Genomic DNA, 26,072 nt, shown 5'->3' on the forward strand with positions numbered 1-26,072 from the left:
AAAAAATCTAAAAAAATATTATTATTATCACTTTTACCTATTGCTGGATCTATTCCACTTTTAGCTAGCAATTGTAGTACTAAATTATCTGATAATGATATAGCTCAAATTTTTGCTGAATCATCACAAGTAAAAGAAGGTTTTCCAGAAACATGATATAACGCATATTCTACGTCTGTTGCTTATAAAAAAATTAGTGAAAACATGAATAATTCTTCATTTATAAAACAAGTTAATAGCAACGCCAGAGCAAAAATTATTAATGTTTATGCTAAACTCAATGAGTCTCAAAAAAATCATACAAAAGAATCTTGAATCGATGTTTATTACGATTTGCAATATAAAGATATTGTGGCTTCAAACTTTTTAAAGAAAACAGATAAGATTGATAACAAATCTTATGCCTATCATTTTAAAACTAAGGCCTTTTTAAAAGATGAAGAAGCAAATGTCACTAAATTTAACGAATTACGCAAAGATGTTTTTGCCAATGTTGAACTAAAAAAAGAAGTATTTTCATCATATGATCCACAAAAATTTGTTGATGAATTAGCAAAAACAATCGACAAAAATGGTGAAAAAATTGTTGAAAAAGTGGGAGATTATTATGCAGTCAAACTTCTTGACTTGTATAAAAAAACACTTAATAAGAATAACTTAGCTAATATCTATTTACAAGATAGTGCTAAAAAAATTATTGAACCCAAAACAGCGAGTGAAACTAATAATGATTATGAAATCCTTGCTTCTAGAACACATATAAAGTGAAAAACATCAGGAAATGATTCAGTTAGTTTTCAATTTTATATAGATGCTGGTGACAAACAAATACCTTGGAATCCACTTACATTAGCTGGTTTTAAAACAGTATCTAATAAAATTCATGACGGTAGTGAATCTATACAAAACGGTATTAATTATCTTGAATTATATGATGCTGATTTTATAATTAATGATAATGTATCAAGCGGTCAAATTCCATCCATTTTCAATAATACATTGAAAACGAATTCTAATGCTGTTTATAATAAAAATGAATTAGAAAGCTTTAAAAAATCAGGTTCAAGTTCGCATAAAATAGAAAAAACATTAGAAAATAGTGCTAATGTTAATGTTTCATTAAAAAAAGAAAAAGAAACATCGGTTGATTTAACTTATGTGGAAAAAGAATCAACTGGCATTGAAGTTAAATTATTAAATTCTTGGCCTGATGATAATGCACCAACTATTACTATTGACTACGTTCTAATTTTATATAAAGAAGTTGAAGCTAATGGAAAAAAAGAAAAGATAGAAATAGCTAGAGTGCCTAAAACTAAACAAGTTTTAGATCCCAATAGTAAGCTTATTACAAAAGCGCAAAGATTAAATGATCTTGCAACTACCATTACAAATAAATTATCATCTAATGAAGATTATGAATTTAATAAACAATTCATTAATTTTCAACTCACTGATGCAATAAATCACCATGATAGAAACAGATGGTTTGTTAATAATAATAAAAAACAAGAATCAAATACGCTTGCTTCTTTGTTTATGCTAAGGCAAGCTATTCAAAGAAATGTTGACTTTGACATTAATAATATTAATTCAAACAGCCTAGCGGATGAAAATGTTAATAAAAATTTTGACTGGTTTAGTTCACAATTCATGAGTAATTGAACTACGAATTCAAAAGTTATTGATGTAATTAGCAAGGACAATAATATTTCAAAAGATGATAAAGAATTATTGAATGAATTATTAGTAGGGTACAAGATTATAAATATTGAACCAGCTGATAATGAAGGAAAAATATATGCTAATGTTAATTTAACATTTATTACCAACAGTTCAATAAATGTTGACTTTAAAATACCAATCGATTTAATACAATTTAAAAATGATAAAAATGATAATAACGACAAGAATAATTATTTTAATTTAAATAATAACGAATCAATAGCATTTAAAAAAGAAATAGAATTTGATTATGATGAAAACACTTCTGTTAAGTTAGACAAAATGGGTGATTTAATTCCATTCTACAAATTGTGAACTAATGATGGTATCGATGGAATTGATGAAAAAAATAAAAAAAAGATAGATACACTCATTAGCGAATGAGAAACACAGAACAAAATTGATTGAGTTAGCTCTAATTTAAAGGGTTTTTCTGATTTAAAAAATGTTGATTCAAATAATTCTATTTATGAAAAAATTAAATATGCTAACAAATATAATAACACTGATCATTCATTAAATTCAACCGACAATAATGATTGACTATTATTAAGAAAACTCGGAAGAGTGAATTTTGATATAACTAAATTTTCTAAATCATCGAACAATTCTCTGGATCTTTCAATTGATTTAAAATACAATGATCAAGTAATCAAACGTGATTCAAAGGATTCATCATCTGTTAAATTCATTTTCAAAACAATGTCAAATAAAACAAAAATGATTAGAGAAATTGCAAATAAAGTTAACAATGAGGTGAATGAAATAAAGGAATTAATTAAAAAACACAAAAATGATTTATATGGCCAAAACTACTTCTATTATAATAACTACGTAGTTAATATTAAAAATATTCAAAGTGAGATAAATAGATTAATTCATTTAGATAATTTGTCTGCGGTTTCCGAAATTAATGATTTATTTTTTGGAAAAGACCCAACAAATGGCATTGTTAATAGATTAAATTCAATCATTATGAGCTTTTTAAAACCAAATAATAAAGATTATCCGGGTGATAATATTTATGCAAAATACATTAATGGCATTATTGAATCACAATTCAAAAATCAGGAATTATTAAATAAATCTATAAGTTTTGGTAATGACAAAGAGATTAGTTTTATTAAATTGTTTGAAAATAATTTAAAAAATAATTGGGATGAAACTAAAATTGAATATTTTCAATTTGGAAATGTGACTGTAAAAAACAAAAAACTTTCATTGAATACTCATATTTCCACTGATTGAGATGATTTAGCAAATGATACCAATTTTGCTACAAACCTTGATAATATTTTAAAAGATCAAATATCTATTAAACCAGTTACTAATAAATTGGATTCATTTTTTAAGACATATAAATTAGACACAATTAATGACTATATATATTTATATCAATTGCATCCTTCTTACATGAGTTTTGTAAAAAATATCGCTGATGGTTTAGATGGCAAATTAAATGGCATAGATAATGATGCATATAAAGAACTTTATAAAAAATTAATAAACAATTCATCCATTAAACTTAATCCTATTTCAGAGACATCTGGTTTGTTTAATATATTTAATACAACATTATGGATGGCATTAATTGACTTATTTCCAAATATTAAGAGCAAACATTCAAAAAGAGATTTTGGTGAAATAAGAAACACTGCAACTTTAAGAAGTATTGATGCTATTAAATCATTTTTAAATAATGAAAAAGACAAAGATAAATTATTATATAAACCAAGTGATGGCGAAAATGGATTTTTTAAGTCTTACAGTGCAAAATTGCATGAGTTATTAAAAATGTTTGCTTTTCTCCTTTATACTGAGAATTTTGCAGAAGTTTTAGAAAATGGTAACGAAATAAAAATATTGTGAGAAGAAGCTCGTGAAATTTTTAAGAAACTTGCGGATTTAAAACCCGATAACTACAAAATTAATGGTCTATCATATTATGAATATTTTGCAAACCCAAGCGATAAAGAGAAATATACTTTAACTTTAAGCTATCAAATTGATGAGTTTAATAAAAAATTCAATAATTTACTAGTTAAAAATACAGATAATAATATTTTTAAAACATCGGAATGAACTACAAATAGTGAGCCAAATATAAATAATATATTAGAATTCTATAAGAATATTGTTTCTAAATTCGATAATGATCAGAATTCTCAATTTTTAAATAAGAATTATATGTTTAAAGCATTTGAAACAAAGAATAATTTTGAATTGATAGATCATGCGATAATTAATGAGAAATTAGTATTAAATCCATCAAATATTTATTCAAATACCTTAAAAATAAATAATGTTATATCTGAATTAGAGGAAATTAGTAAAAATCTTATAAACATTAAGAATCATATGAATAATTATGTCACGGAATATGTTAAAGCAAACATGCCGCCATTTAAGATTAGTCCTGATGTGCTATTAAAAATTTCAAATACATTAAAATGATACAATGATAATATCACTAATGTAGAGAATTGAAGTGATTTACTGCATAATATTATATTGAAAGAACTAAATAATAAAAAATACAAAGATGCTATAAATGCTCTTAATGGTTTTAATCAATCTATACATGACTTCTATGATAAACAAGAGAACTCTGTTTTTCATTATGAAGCTAAAGACAATAGTTTTAAATTCCCAATTTTCCGATTTAAAGAATTTAAAAATCTAATCCAAACAGGTGGTGAACAGAAATTAACCCTCGATAGATCAGATGGTATTATTTCATTAGTTTACACTACTAATGAAAATAATAAAATTAAAGTTCTTGATTTAATAAATGTTACTAAGGATGAATATACTAATTTAAGTAATGCTAATATAGAATTAAAAATAGTAAGACATAAGAAATCTGTAGTCATTAATTTATTTATAAATGAAACACACACTGCTTACACACGTCTTTATTATGATTCTGTATTCTATAGTTGATTATTCTCATAGCAACACTAAGAAAAATAAAGTGTACAACACTTTATTTTTTAATGTGAATTAATCTAATTTAGTTAAAGTTACATTATTGGTAAGACTTAAATATTTATATAATTCTTTTCAACATTGTGGATCGACAACGCGATAATTAATTATTTCTTTATCTTTTTCTTTCACTGTTTCCTTCTTAATAGTGAATGTTATTTCTTCATTAACTTTAGTTAAAACGTTTCAGAAATTGTAGCTAATTGTTTTTTCTTCTTTATCTTCTTTGGGTTTTTTATCGCCATAGAGAACATCTATTAATTTAGGGCTAATGTGTGTTATGTTGTCATTTTCTTTAATAAAAAATGAATTTAAGTTTTGATTATTGTACGATAAGAAACTCTTATTGTCCACAATACCATCTTTATTAACAATTCTTAGGAATCTATTATTTTTGAATTTGTCAGAATAGTAAAAGTAATATGAACTATTAAATCCTTTTTCTAAGAATAGTTTTTTAAATGTTGTTTCATCAAGAATACGAATATCGTCATCTTCTAAAGAACTATAAATCTGTATAGTTGTAGATTTGGATAAATCTAGCATATTTTTACTATATATAAAGTAATATCCATTTTCTTCATTATAGTTTTGAATAGCATTAATAGGTGAATTAGATACAGCCTTTTCAAGTGTTTTAACAAAGTCATGATATGTAATACCATTTTTGTTTATATTTTCAATTTCCTTACTGGTAAAAATATTTTCCTTAACTTCTTTTTGTTTTATAACATTAAAAGTAGTTGTATTAGGCGATGTGTTGTTAGCAGTGGAAACATTTAAATTGTTCAAACGAATAAAATTAATATTATTGTAGTGAATATTTATTTCAAATATATTTCCGTTTTGTTTATTTAATTTAATATGAGATTTTGACGTATCAAAAGAAAAGTAAGCATTTTGTGACAAATAAATATTTTGTTCAATATTTAATGTCCCCAAAACATCAGAGCTAATTTTTTTTGACAGTAAATCATTTGGAATGTCATTAATAAGATTTTGTAATTTCAAATCATTTTGAATAGTAGATTTAGGTATTGTAATTAAATTGTTATCAGAACCAATACTTAAAATATTATTTTTATCTGAAAAGTTATACGTATTTTTAGTATTTGAACTAGTAAATGAAGTTATAAAATTTGGATTTAAATTGTTATATATGCGTGAAGCTTTATCTTTTAATAAATTATTGATTCCTTTAGCATTAGGATCGGTGTCTTTATATGTAGGGAAGTGAATGTTAATCTTAAAGTAATAATTATTATTAAATAATGTTTGTAAAAATATTTTTTTATCACTATTTATTGTTTCATTAATATCATATGGTAATAATTCATTAGATGAAGAAACCACGCTAGGCGAAAATCATAAAAAGTTTGTGCCACTTTCTATTTCTTTTTTAATATCTTTATTTTGCAAAAAATCACTAGTTAAATCTTTAAAAGATTTAGATGTTCTGGTCTTAACAATAATTTCCTTATTTTGCCCATTTATAGATTTATATTGCAAAATAACATTGGCGTTTGTTTTATGTGAGTAAATAAAAGGAACAGCAATAGTGCCAGCTGTAATTATACTTGCGCTAGATATTAGCAAGGCAATTTTAATGGTATTATTTAATTTCATTTTTATATCCCCTTTTTGATAATATCTAGGTTGATAATATTGTTTTCCTCATATATTTGTTGATTAAATAGATTGTTTAATTTTTCTATATATTTATCTCCAAAATCATAAGAACTATTAATGGTTATATTGTTGAGACTATTATAGGTAGAATCATTTTCATAATTAAAGTTTTGGAAGCAATAATCAGTCAAAGCAAATAACTGCATTATGTTAACTGCTTCATTAACTTTACATTCTTTAATTATTGATCGTAGAATTTGAGGGCTAGCATATTGCAATCTAGGATTCTTATGAATAATAGCATTTCGATATTGTTCAAGTGTAATTTTAGTATTTCATATATTTGCTTCTTTATTTTCTTCATTGCCATAGTAATATAGTTTGGAAGACGATTCCTTAGTTGCATTCTTATATTTATCTAGTGAAAAACCATAGTTGTAGTTAATCAAATTTAAAATTTTTGTCGGATTGTTATTAACATCAGTTTCGAAGTTTGCTAGCACTTTGAATATAAGATTATTGGATGAATTTGAACCTTTAAAAGAAGCCTTGATGTTGTATATAGCATAATAAGGAATTTGAATATTTATCTTGTCAATAGTTATAGGCGTAATTTGTTCAATCTTTTTACTATTAGCATTATATGAGTTAATTTTGATTGATGTTGCTTTAAAATTGTCTTCTTTTATTGCATTATCTAATGAGTCATATGTAATTTTAGAATAGTTGGCTTCTTTAAGTAAATCGGTTTCAAAACCAGGTATAAAATAGTTATTTCTTACTTTTTGTTCTTTATTATTGATTTTAAAAAATTTAGAGTTGATGTATGAACTTAGGTTATCCTTAAAACTTTTGCATAAATTTTTAAATTCAGAATCACCAGCATTAGATTCTTTTCCGGCTAATATATTAGCTGTTTCATAAAGAGAATTTTTGATGTTTTCATCTAAATTTTCTAGGTATAAACTAGCACATGCGACAAAAATTTTTTTAATTATGGCAGGTTCATATTGGTATGGATTATTACTACTATCTTTTAGCTCTTTAAAATATATTTTGTTAAAAACAGTTCCCAACATCTTAAAGAATTTACCCATACTTGAATTGTTTCAATTCAAATTAACAATATGGTTAATAAATAAATCTTTATGATGAATGTTTTCATTTATACTTAGCTTATTATCAACACTAATTTTAAATGGAGAATTAAAATTTACATCAATTTTTTTATTATCATAATAATTAGCAGTAGCTAATTTTACAGTGCCTTTTTTAAGCTCAACAAGTAATCTATCAATAATATGTTCTCTGTAATTGTAATATTCAACATGATTAGTGCTACTTATTTCATCAGTAGGTCAGTAATCCTTAATTAAAAGAGATTCAAAAGTGGTTGTTGGTTGCCCATTAATTTCTTCACTTTTAACAATGTTAATAATTTTGTCATTAAATAAATTTATATTTCTAGATAAAGGCTTAAAAATTTTCTCAAAGTTAGTTCGTAAAATTTCTCTAATATCATTTTCATTATCGGTAACGGCACTAAATATTAAGTCGTTGTCAAGCATAATTTTATAAATTTGTTTATCAGGACTATGATAAAAATTAATAGCAAAAAATCGTGGCAAGATTTTAAATCTTCTATTAATGCCAAAATTTTCAATATGGTTATCAGTACTAAATACTAATTTATGTTGATTAAAATCGTATGCTAAAGCAGTAGCTGTATCTTGCCAAATAAAGCTTTTTTTATTATCTGCGTCCTTATCTTTAGCTATTGCTTCTCACTCTAAAAAGTTTGGTGTTTCAAAGCTATTACCTTCTTTAACCATATCATGCTTAAATTCGTTTATAGTTTTAATTTGATTTGAACTACGGCTAGCTAAGCCGAGCACACTAACATCTAAATTTTTATTGGCCTCTAAATTTATATTTACTTTTTTGCTATCTCTATTATTTTTATCAACAAGATCTCATCATGATGATGAGTTGAAAACATATTCAACATTATAGGTTTTGTCTGCGGTTTTAATTTTTGAATAATTACCTTTTTGTAAATTCTTATCTTTAATTAATAGATTATCTCCCACAAGGTCGCCATCATATTTAAATGGAAGATTTACTGAACCATTAAATGAAAGACGAGAGATAATATTTTTAAGATTATCTTTTTCGTCTTTGTTATTAAAATAGGCATTTTTGGAAAGAATTGGATAGCGAGATTTAATTTCAAAAACATAATGATTCTTTTTATTAGTGTTTTCTGTTGGTGCCGGATCATTACATTCAAAAGGCAAATCTTTTCATGATTTAATTTTATCTAAATCTTTATCTTTAACATCTTTTAAATTAATTCAAGGAGAGTGTTTAATAGAATTATAAAAACCAATAGCAATTTGATTTCTAATTACTTCTCTTTGACTTGCGTCTAAACTATCATAATAATCATCAAATTCTGCATCAAATGATAAATGAAATGATAGATTAACTTTTTCATCTAAATCAGTAAAAGGCAATATTACAGTTTCATTTTTATTAATTTTGGCACTACTTGTAATATTTTGATTGGAATTTTTAAGATAAATTTTATCGCCAAGTGAAATAATGTTTTTATTTAAATCTGACGCCAATTTAGCTTGATAACTTTTTACAACGCTACTAGTTGTAATATCATTAGCAATTGATGCTAATGCTGTGCCTTTTCTTACTCTCAATGTATATAAATCTTTTTCAGTATCTTGATATTTTGCTTTGATAGTTATGGTTTTAAATGAATTAGCAAAATAAACAATAGGAGCAATCACGGTTGCACCTGCTGCTATTGCTACTGACCCCAGAATTATTTTTTTAATTGTTTTAGCCTTCAAATTCTTTTGCATTTTAGCACTCCAATTTGGTCATAAATAATATTTAATATTAATTTAATTTATTATACTATAATTAATATATTAATTCATATATATACATATTATTAAAGTATAAGGAGACATACAATGGCTTACAAGAGACCTCAAATTTCTAATGAAATTGTGCGCCATATTGGTGAAATTTCAACAACTGTTGGTGGTTATAAAAAAGAACTTAATCTAATTTCATGAAATGGTGGCGATGCAAAATATGATATTAGAGACTGAAACAGTGATCATTCACGTTCAAGCAAAGGTATTACTTTATCAATTGAAGAATTAAAAGCTCTTAAAGAATTAATTGATAGTGAACTTAGCAATTTAAAATAATTGCACTTAATTCTAATTAATAAATAATTTTCCTTAGATTAAGGAAAGTTTTCATTTTTAATAAAGGAAATATAGAATGATTGAATTAACAAAAGTAAAGACAAGCGATAAAGAACAGATTTTGAGTTTCTTAAATAATGACAAACTTATGAACTTTTTCTTTATTGGAAATATTCAAAATTATGGTTTAGATGCTGATTTTATGCCTATTTTGGTGCATAAAAATAGCGAAAAAGCAATCGATTGTGTTATCTTAATTTACTATACAACTTTATTAATTTATGATCCTTTTTGTTTGATTAAAACAGATCAGTTATTAAATTTAATCAAAAAATATAATATTACAACTATTAACATTAGTAATAATATTTTTAGAAACTATCAATTATATTTTGAAGGCAACCCCAACATTTTTACTATTCATAAACAAGAATTAGCTTATTGTAATAAACATATTGATGGTTATGATATATCACAAGTGGTTAAGGCTAATGAAAATGATATTGAAAATATTGTTAATTCTAGAATGCAAATTAAAGAATTCGCTGATTTAATTTCACATTATAAAGACGAACTTGAAAATTACAAAAAAGCCTATAAAACAGGAGTATCAAGCCCATTTATTATTAAAAAAAATAATAAAGTTATAGCAAATGCACTAATGGCAATCCAAACTGATGACGTTGCTATTATTGGCGGAGTATTTTGCTTAGATGAGTTTCGCAACCAAGGTTTCGCTACTAAGACAGTTGTGGCTTTAACCAATTATATAATTGATGATCTCAATAAGAAAGCTATGCTTTTTTATCATAATGAAGCAGCCGGAAGACTATACCAAAAAATAGGTTTTCAAGCATGCGGTAATTTATATACAATTTCAATAAATAAAGAAAACATTTAAATCTAATGGATAAATAAGGAAAATAAGATGCTTAATTTTTTAGAAAATAGGATTCAAAAATCAATTAAAAAAATGGCTAGTAAAACAGTAGTCAATGAAGAAGATATATTAGCAGTTACTAGAGACATTAAAATGGCATTATTAGAAGCCGACGTCAACTTAAAAGTTGTCAAAGATTTTATTGCTAATGTTAAAGAAAAAGCTTTGCAAGCTAATTTGGTAGGGACACTAAATGCTGAGCAAACTATGATTAAAATTGTTCATACTGAATTAGTTGATATTCTAGGTAAAGAAGTAAAACCGGTTGAAATCAATAAAAAACCAACTATCATTATGATGACCGGCTTACAAGGTAGTGGAAAAACAACAGCATGTGCTAAAATTGCATTCTTTTTACGTAAGAAAAAATTAGTTGAAAAACCTCTTTTAGTAGCTGCTGATATTTATCGTCCTGCTGCAGTGCAACAATTAGTTACATTAGCTAAAAGCATTCAAATTGACTTTTTTGAAAAAGGAACAAATCATTCTGCTCAGGATATTGTGACTGAAGCACTTGAATATGCTAAAAACAACAAAAATGATTTAATTATTATTGATACTGCTGGTAGATTGAGTATCGATGAACCATTAATGCAAGAATTATGAGATCTTAAAAAAATAGCTAGCCCACAAGAAATATTTTTAGTCGTGGATGCACTAAGTGGACAAGATATTATTAATGTAGCAACTACATTCAATGACAAATTGAAACTCACAGGAACTATTATTACAAAGTTAGACTCTGATGCTCGTGGTGGAGCGGCATTAAGTCTTTCTAAGGTTTTATCATTGCCTATAAGATTCATAGGAACCGGTGAAAAAATAAGTAATTTAGATTTATTTTATCCTGACAGAATGGCTGACCGTATTTTAGGTATGGGCGATGTTATGAGTTTAATTGAAAAAGCTGAGGAAGTCATTGATCCATCTATGGCTAACAATATGGTAGCCAAGGTTTTAAGAGGCAAATTTGACCTTGATGATTTAATGAACAATCTAAAGCAAATGAAAAAATTAGGTAAGATGAGTAAGATTCTTAAAATGATTCCAGGTCTTGCTAATAAAGTTAGCCCTGAAAAAATTGAAGAAGCAGAAACTAAATTAGCTATTTATGAAGTTCTCATTAATTCAATGACTGTTAGAGAAAGAAAAAATCCAAAACTGTTAAAACAAGCGTCTAGAAAACAAAGAATTATGAAGGGTTCAGGTAGAAGTGCACAAGAGTATAATAAACTAGTTAATGATTTTGAACAAATGTCTAAAAATATGTCCGAAATGGCTAAAAAAATCAAAAGTGGAAATCTTTCAGATTTAACTAAAATGGGTTTTGGTGCAGGAAATATTTAGCATTTTCTTTATTTAAAAAAATTCTATCGTATAATGAATAAACAATTAAAGCATAAAGAGTTGCGGAGCTTAGCAGCAATGAGGCAAGCCAACCTGCATTTTTGCAAGGTGGACAGCGAGAGAATTATTCTAACATGCTTAGAAATATTTAAATCTCCTTAACTTTTTATGTAAATAAAATTTAAAGTTAAAGGAGATTTTTATTATGAGTTTAAATAAAATTTTATTTACAAGTGAATCAGTTGGAATAGGCCATCCTGACAAAATTTGTGATCAAATCAGCGATGCTATTTTGGATGAGTTTTTAAAAAAAGATGCTAATTCTAAGGTGGCTATTGAAACAGTAGCATCAGGCAACCAGGTTTATATTACAGGCGAAGTGAATTCAAAGGCAAATGTGGATTATGCTAAAATTGCGCTTGACACATTATATGAAATTGATTCTGATTATGCCAATGAAGATATTAAAGTTATTCTTAATATTAAAAAGCAAAGCCCTGATATCGCACAAGGTGTTGAGTTAAGCGATGATGAAATTGGGGCAGGAGATCAAGGCATTATGTTCGGCTATGCTAGTGATGAAACTCCTGAATATATGCCACTTTCAATAGTATTAGCTCATGCCATTGTTCAAAGGGCAAATGAATTAATTAAATTAGGTAAGTTTAAAGATGCTAAAAGCGACATGAAGAGTCAAGTAACAATTGATTTTAGCCATACAAAACCAGTTATTGATACAGTTTTATTTTCTTGCCAACACAGAGAAAATTTTGACGAAAAAGCCTTTAAAACAACCATAAAAGAACAAATAATCAAATATGTTTTAGATAGATATAACCTTGATATGCCTAAAAATATTTTAATTAATCCAACAGGTAGATTTGTAATCGGTGGCATAGTAGGTGATTCAGGATTAACTGGAAGAAAAATTATCGTAGACACTTACGGTGGAAAAGCACATCATGGTGGAGGCGCTTTTAGTGGCAAAGATGCTACAAAAGTAGACAGATCTGCTGCTTATATGTGTAGATGAATAGCTAAAAATTTAGTTGCTGCTGGTGTGGCTAAAAAAATAGAAATTCAAGTTTCATATACTATTGGTATTGCTAAACCAGTATCTATTTTTGTAGACACTTTTGGAACTGGCAAAATATCAGATGATAAGATCATTGAGACAATTAACAAAGTTTTTGACCTTAGACCAAAGGCTATGATTAAGGAATTAGATTTATTAAAACCTATTTATAAAAAGACAGCTTGTTTTGGACACTTTGGTAGAAAAGATATTGAATTTCCATGAGAAAAAATAAATAAAGTAGATGAAATTAAAAAGTTGTTAAGAATATAATTTTTGAAAATTAGTGTATTTGTAAATAAATTGAATTTTCACCTCATAATCAACTTTTGGTAATTTTTTTATTATATTTAATTAATAAATTATAATGTAGATACTTTTAAAAAACAATTATCAAAAGTGTATTTTTTTATTTTTCATTTGGAATTGTTTTTTCAAAAGTTGATTATTTAATCATGATATTGAAAGGAATATGAAAATGAAAAAATCAAGAAAATTATTATTAAGTGGAGCTCTTGCTTTTAGTGCTACAATGCCTATTATTTCTGCTTCATGTGGGAAACAATCAAATACTCCTGATAATCCTGATAAACCAGCAGGGGAACATTCAAAAGCAATACCTAATGAAAGAAGAGTTACTGGTATTGAATTAAAAGATGAGTTAAAAATTGCTCCTGAAAAAGTTAAACAATTACCTAAATTTGCGGTTATAACTGATGGTGGAACATTAGAAGATAAAACTTTTAACCAATCAGGTTGAGAAGCACTTTTATACACAGCTGAACAATCTGGAATTAATAAAGATATGTATACACCTATTGAAGTTGTACAAGGAAAATTTGAAGATGCATATATAGATGCCTTAGAAAGTGGTTATAAATATTGAGTTCTTCCAGGTTTTCTACACCAAGAAAATATTCAAAAATTCTTCAAAACTCACCATAAAAAAATTTTAGATGCTAAAATTAAAATTATTGCTATCGATTTTGTTTTAAATTTAGAATATACCGATAAAGACAATAATACAATAAAACCTGAAGGTATTGGTGTGTCTATTAATTTTGAAACTAAACAAGGTGGTTTTTTAGCAGGTTATGCTGCTGGTGAATTTTTATCAACAATCTATAAAGAAGAAAAAGATAGATTTATATCAACGTTAGGCGGTGGTAATTTTAGAGGTGTTACTGATTTCAATGAAGGTTTTTATAAAGGTTTAATGATTTGAAATGAAAGAAATAAAAATGATGACACCAAAAAAATATATTCAACAGATGAAAAAGTTATTTTAGATACAGGTTTTGCTCCAAGTACAAATATGACTACACAAGTTGAAGGTCTTTTAAGCAAAAATGCTAAAATGATTTTACCAGTTGGTGGTCCTCTTACTTTACAAGTAACAAGAAGTTCTAATTTCAAAAATAAAGACAAATTTGTAATTGGAGTTGACACAGACCAAGCCTTGCAGGATTCAAATGGCCAAAAGAGTCGTTATTTTACATCAATAATTAAAAAAATCGGTCAGTCAATTTATGAAGTTTTATCAGCAATATTAAGTGGTAATAAAGATCTAATGGCTAAATATGCAGGTGGTTTTGATGGTACTAAAAATGTTAGCCTTAAAAAAGGTATTGAGGATGGATGAGTAGGTACAGCTAAAACTGCTATTCAAGGAGATCAAAAAGCAATAGCTGAAAAAGCTCTTAAAAACGCACTTGAAGCATTTAACCAATTAACTGAAAATGAAAAAGAATTTTTAAATTCTGATCGTGTTAGTTTAACTGATAAAACACAAAAATTTCCAGACATTAATGATATCGACGCGTCAAAAAGAATAGATGCATTGTCTAAAGCACTTTACAAAAAAATTAATTAACATTTAAATTTAACATTTATATCAATGAATGCTGTAGAGTTTAAAAATATAACAAAAGAATTTCCCGGCATCAAGGCTAACGATAATATTAGTTTTGCAGTCAAAAAAGGGTCAATTCATGCACTTATTGGTGAAAATGGTGCGGGAAAAAGTACTCTTATGTCAATTTTATTTGGTTTATATGAGCCAACTAATGGGGAAATTTTTGTTAATGATAAAAAAGTATTCTTTAAAGGTCCTAATGACGCAAATGATTTAGGAATAGGTATGGTCCATCAACATTTCAAGTTGGTGGATGTTTATACTAATTTAGACAATATCATTATGGGTGCTGAATTTACTAAAAATCATTTTTTAGATCGTAATTCAGCCATTAAAAAGATTCAAGCATTACAAAATGCTTATAATTTACACTTTGATTTATTTCAAAAAAGTGGCGATGCAACAGTTTCGGTTCAACAAAAAGTTGAAATTATGAAAATGCTTTATCGTGACAATGATATTTTGGTTTTTGATGAACCTACTGCTGTACTGACAGATGAGGAAATTCAAGGTTTATTAAAATCATTTATATTTTTTAAAAAATCAGGAAAAACAATCATTTTCATATCACATAAATTGAAAGAAATTCAACAAGTAGCTGATGAAGCAACAGTTTTAAGATTAGGGAAAGTTGCTGGACACTTCGATGTTAAACAAACCAGTTTGGAAGAAATAGTTAATGCAATGGTTGGAACTAATGTTGCAGAAATTAAAAATACATCCGAATGTAAAAGAGAAGATGCTATTATTGAGTTTAAAAATATTAACACTATAAAAACTAATAAAAAATTGCAAGATGTTTCATTTAAAGTTCATGCTGGCGAAATTGTAGCTATCGCTGGTGTTGAAGGTAATGGGCAAAAAGAACTTGAACAGATAATATCAGGAATGATTAAGTCAAGTTCTGGAAGTATCATTTTTAAAACTTTTGATAAAAAGCAAAATCAAATGATCGATATAGACATAGCTAAAAAATCAACATTATGAAGAAGTAAACATCAAATTTCTTATATTCCATCAGATAGACACCATCATGGTCTTATATTGGATTATACAATTCTTGATAATTCAATTATTAGAAGATTATGAGATTCACAATTTTCACTTTTTGGTTACATTAAAAACAAAGCTAAAAAGCAATATACTAACGAAATAATAAATCAATATGATGTTCGTGGCGCTCGTAATGGATATTCATTTGCAAGATCGCTATCTGGTGGAAATCAACAAAAGTTTATCGTCGGCAGAGAACTAACAACACCACACAAATTTATCATAATTGTACAACCTACCCGTGGGCTTGATGTTGGGGCAATTAACAATATACATACTGAAATTCTGAGAGAAAAAGAAAAAGGCAATGCTATTTTGTTAATTTCATATGAATTAGATGAAGTTTTTGCACTGGCTGATACAATCGCCGTTATTAATGAAGGCCGATTATTAACAGTCCAAGATGCTAAAAATATTACCAGAGAGCAAATTGGTAAATTTATGTCATCTTCATATAAAATGGAAGAGGTAGAAAATAATGACTAATAAACAAGACACAAAATCATCTAGCTCTTTCTTTGATAAATTTAAATTATTTTTAAATAAAACCAGAGAATTTATAAGACTTGATCAAACTAAATCAACGTCAAGAAAAATAGCTTCATCAATTTGATCTCTATTATTAGGTTTTGCTGTTGCGTTTATCTTTATTGCAATTGTTTCAAACGAAAATCCATTTTTATATTTTACTGCATTTAAGTCAGCAACAACTGAATTAGCAAGACCTAAATTTGCTTTATTTATAATCATTTTTATATTTTCAGGTCTTGGATGTGCTATTGGTTTTAAATCAGGACTATTTAATATAGGGATTGGTGCTCAGATGACTCTAGGTGCTACCTTAACTATGATTATGTTTATTAAAACAGATCAAAAAACTATTTCAACTAATATGCTATTTGTAGGTTTATTGATTTGCTTAGTTATTGGTTTTTTAGTAGCATCACTTGCAGGTTTTCTTAAAGCATATTTAAAAGTACATGAAGTTATATCAACCATAATGCTAAATTGAATTGTTGTATGAATTACATCGTTCTTATTTAAACATAATGGCTCTCCAATATTTAGTGAAGACGAAAGAACTAAATTTTTATCACCTGACTACGTTGGTACAAGACAAGGTAACTTTGATATTGCTCAGTTCGATATAAATTTGTTTATCACTTTTGGAATTATTTTTGCATTAGTAGCAATAGCACTTACTTGATTTATTTATCAAAAAACAACTTTAGGCTATAAACTTAAAATGTTAGGTGTATCTAAAACGAATGGCGAATATATAGGAACTAACGAAAAAATGCTTACAGTATTTATTATGGGTTTTTCAGGCATGTTAGCAGGTATAGCTGGTTTCTACTACTTTATAATAGTAGAACGAGCAACCATGAAGCACGTTGACAATGTAGTTGCTATTTCCTTCGAAGCAATAGCCATTTCATTGCTAGGACTTAATGCGCCTATTGGTGTCGGTTTAATTTCTATTTTATATAGTTTTATATATCAAAGCCAGTCATCTGCTGCTCGTATTCTAAGTGTTTATCCTGATTTTCTTTATATCATTACTGCACTAATACTATATTTTGCAGCTATATCGCAAATGCTTAGCCAGTTTAAGCCGCTCAATTGATCATGGAAACATTTTATTTATTGAACAAGCAGAGAATACTGATTTAAGTTAATAATTTATTATAGAAAACAAAAAATTAATAAAATTCTTAAAAAATATTCACTAATTAAGACAAAAATTTTCTTGAACATCAATCATGACAATGAAGCACGAATGATAGCTCTTTATATAATAAGTAAAGCAAATTATTTGAATCAATTAGAAAAAAATAATGCCATAATTGAATACTATCAAGTATTAGATGATGAATGAAAACAAAAACTACGTTTAATTAATCAAGCAAAAGCTGAATTAATGAAATTCAAAATTAATAATAGTGATCAAGATAAATATGCAGCTGAATTAATTAAATTTAATGAGTTAAAAAGAAAAATCAATTCTGAATTCAAAGAGTTTAAACTAAGCAAAAAAGACATTTTATCAAATGTTTCTAAATTAAGCGTTGACTATGATATTTATCAATTCAAAAGCCCAAAGATTTCTAGAAAAATTCAAATAAAAGAGTTAAAACAAACTTTTTCTACTAAGCAAAATGAATTCATTAAATCAATTTCGGATGATAAAACAAAATCTGTTAAATTAAAAGAAACCAAAATTTCACCAGATAATCAAACAACTGAACAAAATCTTGAAGTATTTAATAAATTTTCTACCTATAAAAAAGAAATTTATCAAAAACTTATAGAATTAGGTGTTAATAAAGTTAATGATGATGTTTTATCATATAGAGCTTCTTATAAGGCAGAAAAAGAAAAATTTAAATTTGAATTAGATGAAATCTACACAAATTGAATGGACAATAATATTTGACTTAAAAGAAACATCAAAAAAGAAATTTCGGAGGGAACAAAATAATGGATATAGCACAAATATCATATACTTATAATCTAACAATTGTTCTTTTCTGTATATTTTCACTAAGTGCTATTGGCGGAATGTTTAGTGAAAAATCTGGTACTGTTAATATTGGGATCAATGGTATGATGGTCATGGGAGCGATCACTTATGTCTTTTTTGGTCATATCATTTATAACTCATTAGGTAATAGTTCTTTAGATAACACAACACCTTTATGACAATTACTTCTTGTTCCTTTGTCTGGAATTATAGGTGGCTTATTTGCATGCTTGCATGGATACGCAACTATCAAATTAAAAAGTGATCAAACTATTTCTGGTTTTGCTTTAAATCTTTTAGCACAAGGTTTATCACTTGCTTTGTTAATCTTACTTACAAAAGGTTCAAAATTATATGAATCAAATAATCTTAAAGAATTAGCATATTATTATGAAAATAAAAGCGGACAACGATTCGAAATTATTTCATTAAAATTAATTCTTACGTTAGTTACTATTGTTGTTGGTTATATTATTCTTTATAAAACCCCATGAGGACTAAGATTTAGAAGTATTGGCGAAAATCCACAAGCAGCTGACGTTGCTGGTGTTAACGTTTTTGCTTATAAATGACAAGGAATTATTATTTCTGGTGTTCTTTCTGGAATAGCAGGATCATTCTTTGTTAATGGAAATACAGGATTCACTTTCAACGGTGATGTTTTAGGGCTAGGATATCTATCACTATCTATTATGATTATGGGACAATGAAATATACTATTAATTGCAGGAATTTCATTAGTGTTTTCATTTGTTTATTCATTATCATATGGACTAGCACAAAATCAATCATTAAATTCATACATTAACCTATTAAAAGGATTACCATACGTTGTATGTCTTATCATAGTTGCTGCTACTGCTAGAAATTCAAAAGCACCAGCTGCTTCTGGTGTGGCTTATGACAAGTCCAAACGTTAGTATCAATTAAAATCTAGTTTAATAGACTAGATTTTTGTTTGCTTCTAAGGGCTTGAATTAACAATGATTATGCGCCATTTATTGAAAAAACACTCACTAGTTAGCAAAAGTATATATGCTGAGCATTATATATGCCTTCGTTTAATTAAGATTGTTTATAATATTAAACGCAAAATAAGGCGGTTGAAAAAATGATAAATAATATACTCAGGAGCAAAAATAAAATTGTTAAAAATGCAATCATTTTAGCGGCTGGTTTTGGTTCAAGATTAGTACCTCTTACATTTCAAAAACCAAAGGGATTAATTAAAATAAAGAATAATGAATCGATGATTGAAAGACAAATTGTATTCTTGAATTCCGTGGGAATATATGATATTACTATTGTTGTTGGTTACATGTCCAATGCTTTTAGCAAACTGGCGAAAAAATATAATATTAAACTGATTATTAATAGAGAGTTTGAAAATTCAAATTCTTTATATTCATTATATTTAGCTAGAAATCTGCTTAAAAATACATATATATTAAATTCGGACGCCTGAATTAACAAAAACTTTTTTACTGATAAAGATGAATATTCATATTTAACAATAGTTAAAAATAAAGATACAGAAAATGATGTTTATGAGTGAAAAACTGATATAGATGAGAACCAAAACATTAAAGCTTTATCACCCACGCAGTTAAAAAACAATGATTATTTTTTAACTGGACCAGCGTATTTTGATTTTGAACTGTCAAAAAAACTGCATGATTTGCTTAGTCAATATGCAACTAATAATAAGCATAAGAAAAATTCATACTGGGAAGAGTGTTTATTTGAATTACTTTTAACCGATAAAATCAAAGCATATGATCAGACTGATAATGTTTTTGAAATTGATAATTTATCTGATATTTTTAAAATTGACAAGAAAAGAAAAGTTTTAAATAAGGATGTATGCCTAAAAGAAATATCTAGTTTATTTCATATTAACATCAATGATATTCAAGGAATTGAAGCTATTAAAAAAGGTTTGACTAATAATTCTTTTTCTTTTATTGCTAATAATGTTAAATATGTCTATCGTTTGGCTGGTAAGGGAACTGCAAAAATTATTGATAGAAAAAAAGAACAAAAAATTTATGAAATGATCAAAGATTTTGAATATGCCGAAAAATTACATTTTTATAATCCTAAAACTTATTCCAAAATATCTTATTTTGCTCAAAATTATAAAAACGTTGACCAATATAATGAATTTGAAGTTGCTCAAAGTTTCAAAATGATTAAAGAATTTCACAATAAAAAATATAAATTAGGGCAAGAATTTATAATTGAAAATGAAATACAAAAATATCGTAAAGCGATAAATAAAAGCATACCAATGGTTGACAAAGAACAAGAATTAACAACTAATATTCAACAAGTTATTAAATATTTAAAATCATTGAATATTTCTAAAATTCTTTCTCATATTGATTTTTATTCCTGATAATCTGTTAGTTGATACTCGTGGGGAAGGCAATGTAATATTAATAGATTATGAATATGCAGCTGACGCAGATCCAATGATTGATATAGCAGCTTTTGCTACTAGTGCTTTTTATGATAAACAATGGTTAGACAAATCAATTAATTATTACTTTGACAATTGCATTCCTAGTCGCAAAGAAATAATAAGAATTTATAGTTATATGGCTTTATTAGGTTATTTATGATGGTTATAAACATATTGTTTTATTGATAAAGGCAATAATATTTCTCAAGAATATTTAAATCATATGTTAAATAATGCTAAGTTCTATATTAGTGTTTTAAAGGAAAAATACAATGAAGTTTTTTCACAATAAAAAGGGAATATACGAAGTTATTGGCGCAATTTTATCAGCAATATTTTGAGCAACGGGTGGAGTAATTTTAACCATTTTTACATATTTTTTAAATCAAACAAGTAATTCAATAGGTACATTAAGATTTGGGATAATAACAGCATTTTTTATAGAATTGTTTATGTTGCTTTGATCATTAATTTTAGTACCTATAATTAAAAAGAAAACTAATGTAATTTTACTTATTCCATTTAAAAACAGGAAGATTTGGATTTTATTACTAAGTAGTTTTTTAGGAGCACCATTAGGTACTGCTATGTATTGATTGTCTTTGATGGAAATAGGTGCCTATAAAGCTACATCTATTTCAACAGTGTTTCCTATATTTTCAACTATGTGTGTTTATTTATTTTTAAAAAGAAAGTCAAGCTGAAATTCTATTGTTGGTTTATTCATAGCTATTGTAGCAGCGGTATCATTTGGTATAATAGCTAGCTGGAATGAACCAAATAGTTGAAAAGGGTATTTGTATATAGCAATTGCTATAATTTCATGAGGATTGGAGGCTTTTTTATCATCTATTAGTTTAGAAAATGATATAGATCCTTATGTATCTATTTTTTTAAGAAGTTTAGTTTCTATAATTACTTATATATGTATTTTATTACCAAGCTTTGGTGCTTATAATTGAGACTATGGTATTAGCATTTATTCTAAGTCGGTTAGCAATTATTTTTATTTACTGGTATTAATTGGTTTATTCACTTGTATTTCTTTTATGTTATATTATCGCGCCTTAAATAATCTTAGCGTTTCCAAAGCTACAAGCATAAACATTACATACTCGTTTTGAACTATGATTTTTGAGCCAGTTTTACTATTGTTTGACAAAATGTGAAAGCCGTATGAATGGTATATATATTTAATAGGTTTTACTATTTTAATAGGTGCAATTTTTGGACTTTTAGATTTTAGCAAACTGAAGCTAAAAAAGAAAAGCGTTGATGATGAGTCAAGCATTAGTAGTCAAAAAAAGCAACAGTTTAATGAATCAAATTGCAATTCCAGCGACGTACATTAATTAATCTAATTTAAACATCATTTTAAAATTCAAAAAAGGAAAAATGTAAATGAATAAAAATATTAATTTTCATGAAGATTTAAATTATTATGATTTTATTTTTATTGGCTGTGGCATTAGTACCGCTACTGTTTGTGCACTATTGCCAAAAAATAAAAAGGTGTTAATTATCGAAAAGAGAGACCATATAGGTGGGAATATTTATGATTATCTAAAAGATGATATTTTAGTGCATAAATATGGGCCTCACATTTTTCATACTAGTGATGATGAGGTGTTTAACTTCTTAAAAAAATATACTCAATTTAATAATTTTAAAAATGTAGTTCAGGCTCAAATTGATGATAAATTAATTCCCCTTCCTATTAATGTTAATTCTATAAAAATCTTATTCCCAAACGAAGCTGATGATTTTATTAACTATTTAAAAAACAAGTTTCCAAATAGAGAAAAAATCACCATTTTGGAACTATCTAAAATTGATAAATTCCATCATATATATAAAGCTATTTATAATAAAGTTTTTGTTAGCTATACAGTGAAAATGTGAAACAAAAAAGTTGAAGAGTTGGACGTATCTGTTTTTGCAAGAGTACCGATTTATTTAAATGACAGAAATACCTATTTTACAGATAAATATGAAGGTTTACCAATTGATGGATACACAAAAATGATTGAAAATATGTTATCTAGCAATAATATTGATTTAATCTTAAACATTAATATCAAAGATATACTTAAGATTTCAAATAACCAAATTTATATAAATAATACTTTAATAAAAAATCCAGTAATCAATTGTGCTCCAATAGACGAAGTATTTAATTATGAATTTGGTAAATTGCCATATAGATCATTGGATATTAAATTCGAAGATTTAAACATAGATCATTATCAAAAAACAGCTGTTGTCAATTATCCACAAGAAAAGGAAATGACTAGAATAACTGAATACAAAAATTTTTATTTCAATAACAAAAATCATAAAAGCACTATTATATCTAAGGAATTTCCGGGAGACTTTGATCTATTAAATTCTAAATTTACAGAAAGATATTATCCAATTCCTAATGATCAATCGCGAAAACTATATAGCAAATATATTGATAAATGCAAAAAAATTAATAATTTTTATCAATTAGGCAGATTAGCAAAATATGAGTATATAAATATGGATCAAGCAGTAAGAAAGGCTATAGATTTTGCTAAGGATATATTAAATAAATAATTCTTATTCTGAAAATATGAATTTTTTATATGTTTTTTTATCTAAAATTAGTGGCGGTATAAAATGAATGAAAAACAAATTAAAGTCTTTAATTTATTAAAAAGTTTTATGGAAATTGCTAATAAACACAATCTAGATTATTTACTATTTTATGGTAGTTTGTTAGGAGCGATAAGACATAATGGTTTTATACCATGAGATGATGATATTGACTTTATCATTCCTATTGAAACATTAGATTTCTTAAAAAAACACTATCCAGAAAAAATTAAAACAAATGAAAATAGTAAAAATCCATTACTATTTGTAAAATTTTCAGATGATGATGAAGATAATGAAGAAGCAGTATTTATAGATCTATTTGTGGTTGTTAAAACTAACGATAAAAACATTAAGAAGTTTTTGTCATTAAAAAGGAAAATTAGAGCGCTTCATAGTTTTACTCATAGAAAAACTTTTAAATGTCAATGAGGGCTAAGATTATTGAAATTTCTTTCTTGATGGTCTTGGTGTGCTAAAAAATACACTTTTATTGATGCTTATAACGACCTACATGATGAAAAAGGCAATAAATATACAGTCATTTATTGTCCATTTAAAAAAGACACTTTAAAAAGCACTTTCAAAAATATTGATTTTAAAAACTTTTTAACCCACAAATTTGAAAATATAGATGTGAGAATACCAACAAATTGGAATGATATCATAGTGCAAATTTATGGCAAAAATTGAAAGGTACCAATTAAATTTGCAACAGCGGAACATTTAGGTTTATATGATTTAAAAGTATGTGTTCACAAAAATAAAAAGAAACAAAAACACTAATAACTCTTATTTAAGAGTTTTTATTTGCACTTTTAGCATCATCTTTATAAATTAACCTTGTTCTTGTATCAACAAATTCAGCGCAATTCTTACGGAGTGCTCTTTGAATTTTTGATTTAAATATTGATTTGAAAAATCATGACGCAAGACTTAACATTTTTTGATAGTCCGCTTTATTGATTTGCATTATTATGTTTGATTTCGAAATACCCTGAATATAATTAGGCAAAATTAAGCGTGCTATGAATAAGAATTCATAATTAATTTTGCACAATTCTTCAAGCATAATGCTTTCAACGTTCATTCTTTTTTCGTTTCAGGCACTAGTCATTGTATTATTCGGTCTTGAAAACCAATAAATACCACCAACTCTATTAATGAATCTAATTTTCTTAGCGATTTTAATCATTTTATAAAACATTGGGTAATCTTGATATGAAACTTTTTCAACTAAATCATCAATTTGATATAACAATTCTGTTTTAAATACTGTAGAACATGGGATTACCACCGGAGAGAAAAATGTATTTCTTTTGCTAAATAATCTTGGATCAATTATGACCGAAAGTTTTTTGTATCAAAAAACCTTAGTTTTAAAAAATACTAAATCAAAATTACTTTTGTCTATTTGCTTAATCAAAATATCTAACATTTTTGGTGCTATTCTATCATCGGCGTCTAATATCATTGCATATTTTGTTTTTATACATTTATTATTTTTAGCATAATTTATAACCGAGCCTCAATTAGCATTTGGCTTGTTAATTAAAGAAATATTGTTGTATTTATTTTGGTATGTTTTAACCACATTTATTGTGTTATCTGTTGAACCATCATTGATTACCAAAATGTCAATATATTTTTCACTATTTTTGTTTTTTAATACAGACTCAATAGTTTTACCTATTCATTTTTCCATATTGTATGCTGGAATTAGAACAGTAAAAATCTTTTCTTCTTGCATATTTTCCTTTTCAAAAAATAATGTCTAACTATGTGTTACTAAATTATCGTAATGCCATATAATTATAAAAAAATAATCATTATCTAAAACTTGTTTTCGATAATTTCGGGTAAAAATGTGATTTTTAATTTTCACGTCATATGGTAAAATATAAAAATTATTACTGATTAAAATAGGAGAACTTATGCGCAAAGATAAAAGATTAACTTACAAGCTAAGAGCAGAAAAAAGATTGCACAAGTTACAATTAGAACAAGCTCGCGATAAAAGAAGAGCTGAAGCTAATCAATAATTAAAAAAGCAGAAAGGAAACCCTTTCTGTTTTTTCCTGAGTTTCCCAGTTAGCACTCAAAAATCAACCATAAATTAAGGTCTTATATACTTTGTATATAAGATTTTTTTATAAAAAATAAAATATTACAATGATTACAATGATAAATATGGTATAATATTATCATGAAAAAGACGGGATATATTATTTTAAAAATAAGAAGAAAAGACTTTACATATGTTTGCGCCGGAATATCAAACGGTTTTAATAAAGGCACTGGCAATCAAATAGGATTGGGTAAGTTAGAAGATTTGGAAAGAAAAAATGAAAATGCTATTGATATATTAAAGAAAGTGGCGAGAGAAATCGATATTAATCAACCAAAAGAAAAAGTCAAGCAAGAACTTTTAAATGCTATTGAGAAAAATAATGTTAAGACGTATCAAGAGAATTATGGAGTCAAGATTTTTTATGACATTATAAAAAAAATTAGGTATTTTTAATTCATTACCTAAAACAAAACATAAAAATTTGGA

18 protein-coding genes are annotated in these 26,072 nt (G+C 26.4%); 15 read left to right on the forward strand and 3 right to left on the reverse strand.

Going from position 1 to position 26,072, the window contains the following annotated elements; all coding sequences use genetic code 4:
- The coding region (locus tag T386_RS04590) for a hypothetical protein (RefSeq protein ID WP_036459920.1) at positions 1-4,680 on the forward strand (4,680 nt) is incomplete at its 5' end.
- A gap of 48 nt (positions 4,681-4,728) precedes the next feature.
- On the opposite strand, the gene T386_RS0102000 is transcribed toward T386_RS04590, so the two are convergent.
- Together T386_RS0102000 and T386_RS0102005 are read right to left on the reverse strand one after the other, a co-directional pair.
- Positions 4,729-6,339: an RNA polymerase beta'' subunit family protein gene (locus tag T386_RS0102000; protein WP_029513503.1), complete on the reverse strand. Its 1,611-nt coding sequence runs from the start codon at positions 6,337-6,339 to the stop codon at positions 4,729-4,731.
- 2 nt (positions 6,340-6,341) lie between these two features.
- The gene (locus T386_RS0102005) at positions 6,342-9,221 is read right to left on the reverse strand and encodes a hypothetical protein (RefSeq protein ID WP_029513504.1); all 2,880 of its coding nucleotides are present in this window, start codon (positions 9,219-9,221) and stop codon (positions 6,342-6,344) included.
- A 114-nt stretch (positions 9,222-9,335) separates the two neighbouring features.
- Here T386_RS0102005 and T386_RS0102010 point away from each other — a divergent pair, with 114 nt between their 5' ends.
- The 13 genes from T386_RS0102010 (at position 9,336) to mf1 (ending at position 24,301) form a co-directional block, all read left to right on the forward strand.
- Positions 9,336-9,578 (forward strand): YdbC family protein, encoded by a 243-nt coding sequence (locus tag T386_RS0102010; RefSeq protein WP_029513505.1) that lies wholly within the window; start codon positions 9,336-9,338, stop codon positions 9,576-9,578.
- 76 nt (positions 9,579-9,654) lie between these two features.
- Complete coding sequence (locus T386_RS0102015) at positions 9,655-10,479, forward strand: GNAT family N-acetyltransferase (RefSeq protein WP_029513506.1); 825 nt, start codon at positions 9,655-9,657, stop codon at positions 10,477-10,479.
- A gap of 27 nt (positions 10,480-10,506) precedes the next feature.
- Positions 10,507-11,865 carry a signal recognition particle protein gene (gene ffh, locus T386_RS0102020; RefSeq protein WP_029513507.1) on the forward strand — a complete coding sequence of 453 codons (1,359 nt, stop codon included), beginning with the start codon at positions 10,507-10,509 and terminating at the stop codon, positions 11,863-11,865.
- A gap of 205 nt (positions 11,866-12,070) precedes the next feature.
- Positions 12,071-13,213 carry a methionine adenosyltransferase gene (metK, locus tag T386_RS0102025; protein WP_029513508.1) on the forward strand — a complete coding sequence of 381 codons (1,143 nt, stop codon included), beginning with the start codon at positions 12,071-12,073 and terminating at the stop codon, positions 13,211-13,213.
- 205 nt (positions 13,214-13,418) lie between these two features.
- Complete coding sequence (locus tag T386_RS0102030; RefSeq protein ID WP_029513509.1) at positions 13,419-14,813, forward strand: BMP family ABC transporter substrate-binding protein; 1,395 nt, start codon at positions 13,419-13,421, stop codon at positions 14,811-14,813.
- A 24-nt stretch (positions 14,814-14,837) separates the two neighbouring features.
- Positions 14,838-16,394 carry an ABC transporter ATP-binding protein gene (locus T386_RS0102035; RefSeq protein WP_029513510.1) on the forward strand — a complete coding sequence of 519 codons (1,557 nt, stop codon included), beginning with the start codon at positions 14,838-14,840 and terminating at the stop codon, positions 16,392-16,394.
- Complete coding sequence (locus T386_RS0102040) at positions 16,387-18,390, forward strand: ABC transporter permease (RefSeq protein ID WP_029513511.1); 2,004 nt, start codon at positions 16,387-16,389, stop codon at positions 18,388-18,390. The genes T386_RS0102035 and T386_RS0102040 overlap by 8 nt, the downstream gene beginning before the upstream one ends.
- The gene (locus T386_RS0102045) at positions 18,390-19,352 is read left to right on the forward strand and encodes an ABC transporter permease (protein WP_051622773.1); all 963 of its coding nucleotides are present in this window, start codon (positions 18,390-18,392) and stop codon (positions 19,350-19,352) included. Before T386_RS0102040 ends, T386_RS0102045 begins: the two co-directional genes overlap by 1 nt.
- A gap of 191 nt (positions 19,353-19,543) precedes the next feature.
- The gene (locus T386_RS0102050; RefSeq protein WP_029513513.1) at positions 19,544-20,833 is read left to right on the forward strand and encodes a sugar phosphate nucleotidyltransferase; all 1,290 of its coding nucleotides are present in this window, start codon (positions 19,544-19,546) and stop codon (positions 20,831-20,833) included.
- Positions 20,814-21,065 carry a phosphotransferase family protein gene (locus T386_RS0102055; RefSeq protein ID WP_029513514.1) on the forward strand — a complete coding sequence of 84 codons (252 nt, stop codon included), beginning with the start codon at positions 20,814-20,816 and terminating at the stop codon, positions 21,063-21,065. Before T386_RS0102050 ends, T386_RS0102055 begins: the two co-directional genes overlap by 20 nt.
- Positions 21,066-21,168: 103 nt before the next feature.
- Positions 21,169-22,248: a DMT family transporter gene (locus T386_RS0102060; RefSeq protein WP_029513515.1), complete on the forward strand. Its 1,080-nt coding sequence runs from the start codon at positions 21,169-21,171 to the stop codon at positions 22,246-22,248.
- Between the two features lie 49 nt (positions 22,249-22,297).
- The gene (glf, locus tag T386_RS0102065) at positions 22,298-23,476 is read left to right on the forward strand and encodes a UDP-galactopyranose mutase (RefSeq protein WP_029513516.1); all 1,179 of its coding nucleotides are present in this window, start codon (positions 22,298-22,300) and stop codon (positions 23,474-23,476) included.
- Between the two features lie 63 nt (positions 23,477-23,539).
- On the forward strand, positions 23,540-24,301 hold the full coding sequence (gene mf1 / locus T386_RS0102070; protein ID WP_051622774.1) for a diacylglycerol cholinephosphotransferase Mf1: 762 nt from the start codon (positions 23,540-23,542) through the stop codon (positions 24,299-24,301).
- A gap of 10 nt (positions 24,302-24,311) precedes the next feature.
- On the opposite strand, the gene T386_RS0102075 is transcribed toward mf1, so the two are convergent.
- Positions 24,312-25,265: a glycosyltransferase family 2 protein gene (locus tag T386_RS0102075; RefSeq protein ID WP_084274165.1), complete on the reverse strand. Its 954-nt coding sequence runs from the start codon at positions 25,263-25,265 to the stop codon at positions 24,312-24,314.
- Positions 25,266-25,721: 456 nt separating this feature from the next.
- Between T386_RS0102075 and T386_RS0102085 the strand changes: the two genes are divergently transcribed.
- Positions 25,722-26,039: a hypothetical protein gene (locus T386_RS0102085; RefSeq protein ID WP_029513520.1), complete on the forward strand. Its 318-nt coding sequence runs from the start codon at positions 25,722-25,724 to the stop codon at positions 26,037-26,039.
- Positions 26,040-26,072 lie beyond the last annotated feature (33 nt).

It is taken from the genome of Mycoplasmopsis primatum ATCC 25948 (assembly GCF_000702785.1).
GTDB classification, from domain to species: domain Bacteria; phylum Bacillota_I; class Bacilli_A; order Mycoplasmatales; family Metamycoplasmataceae; genus Mycoplasmopsis; species Mycoplasmopsis primatum.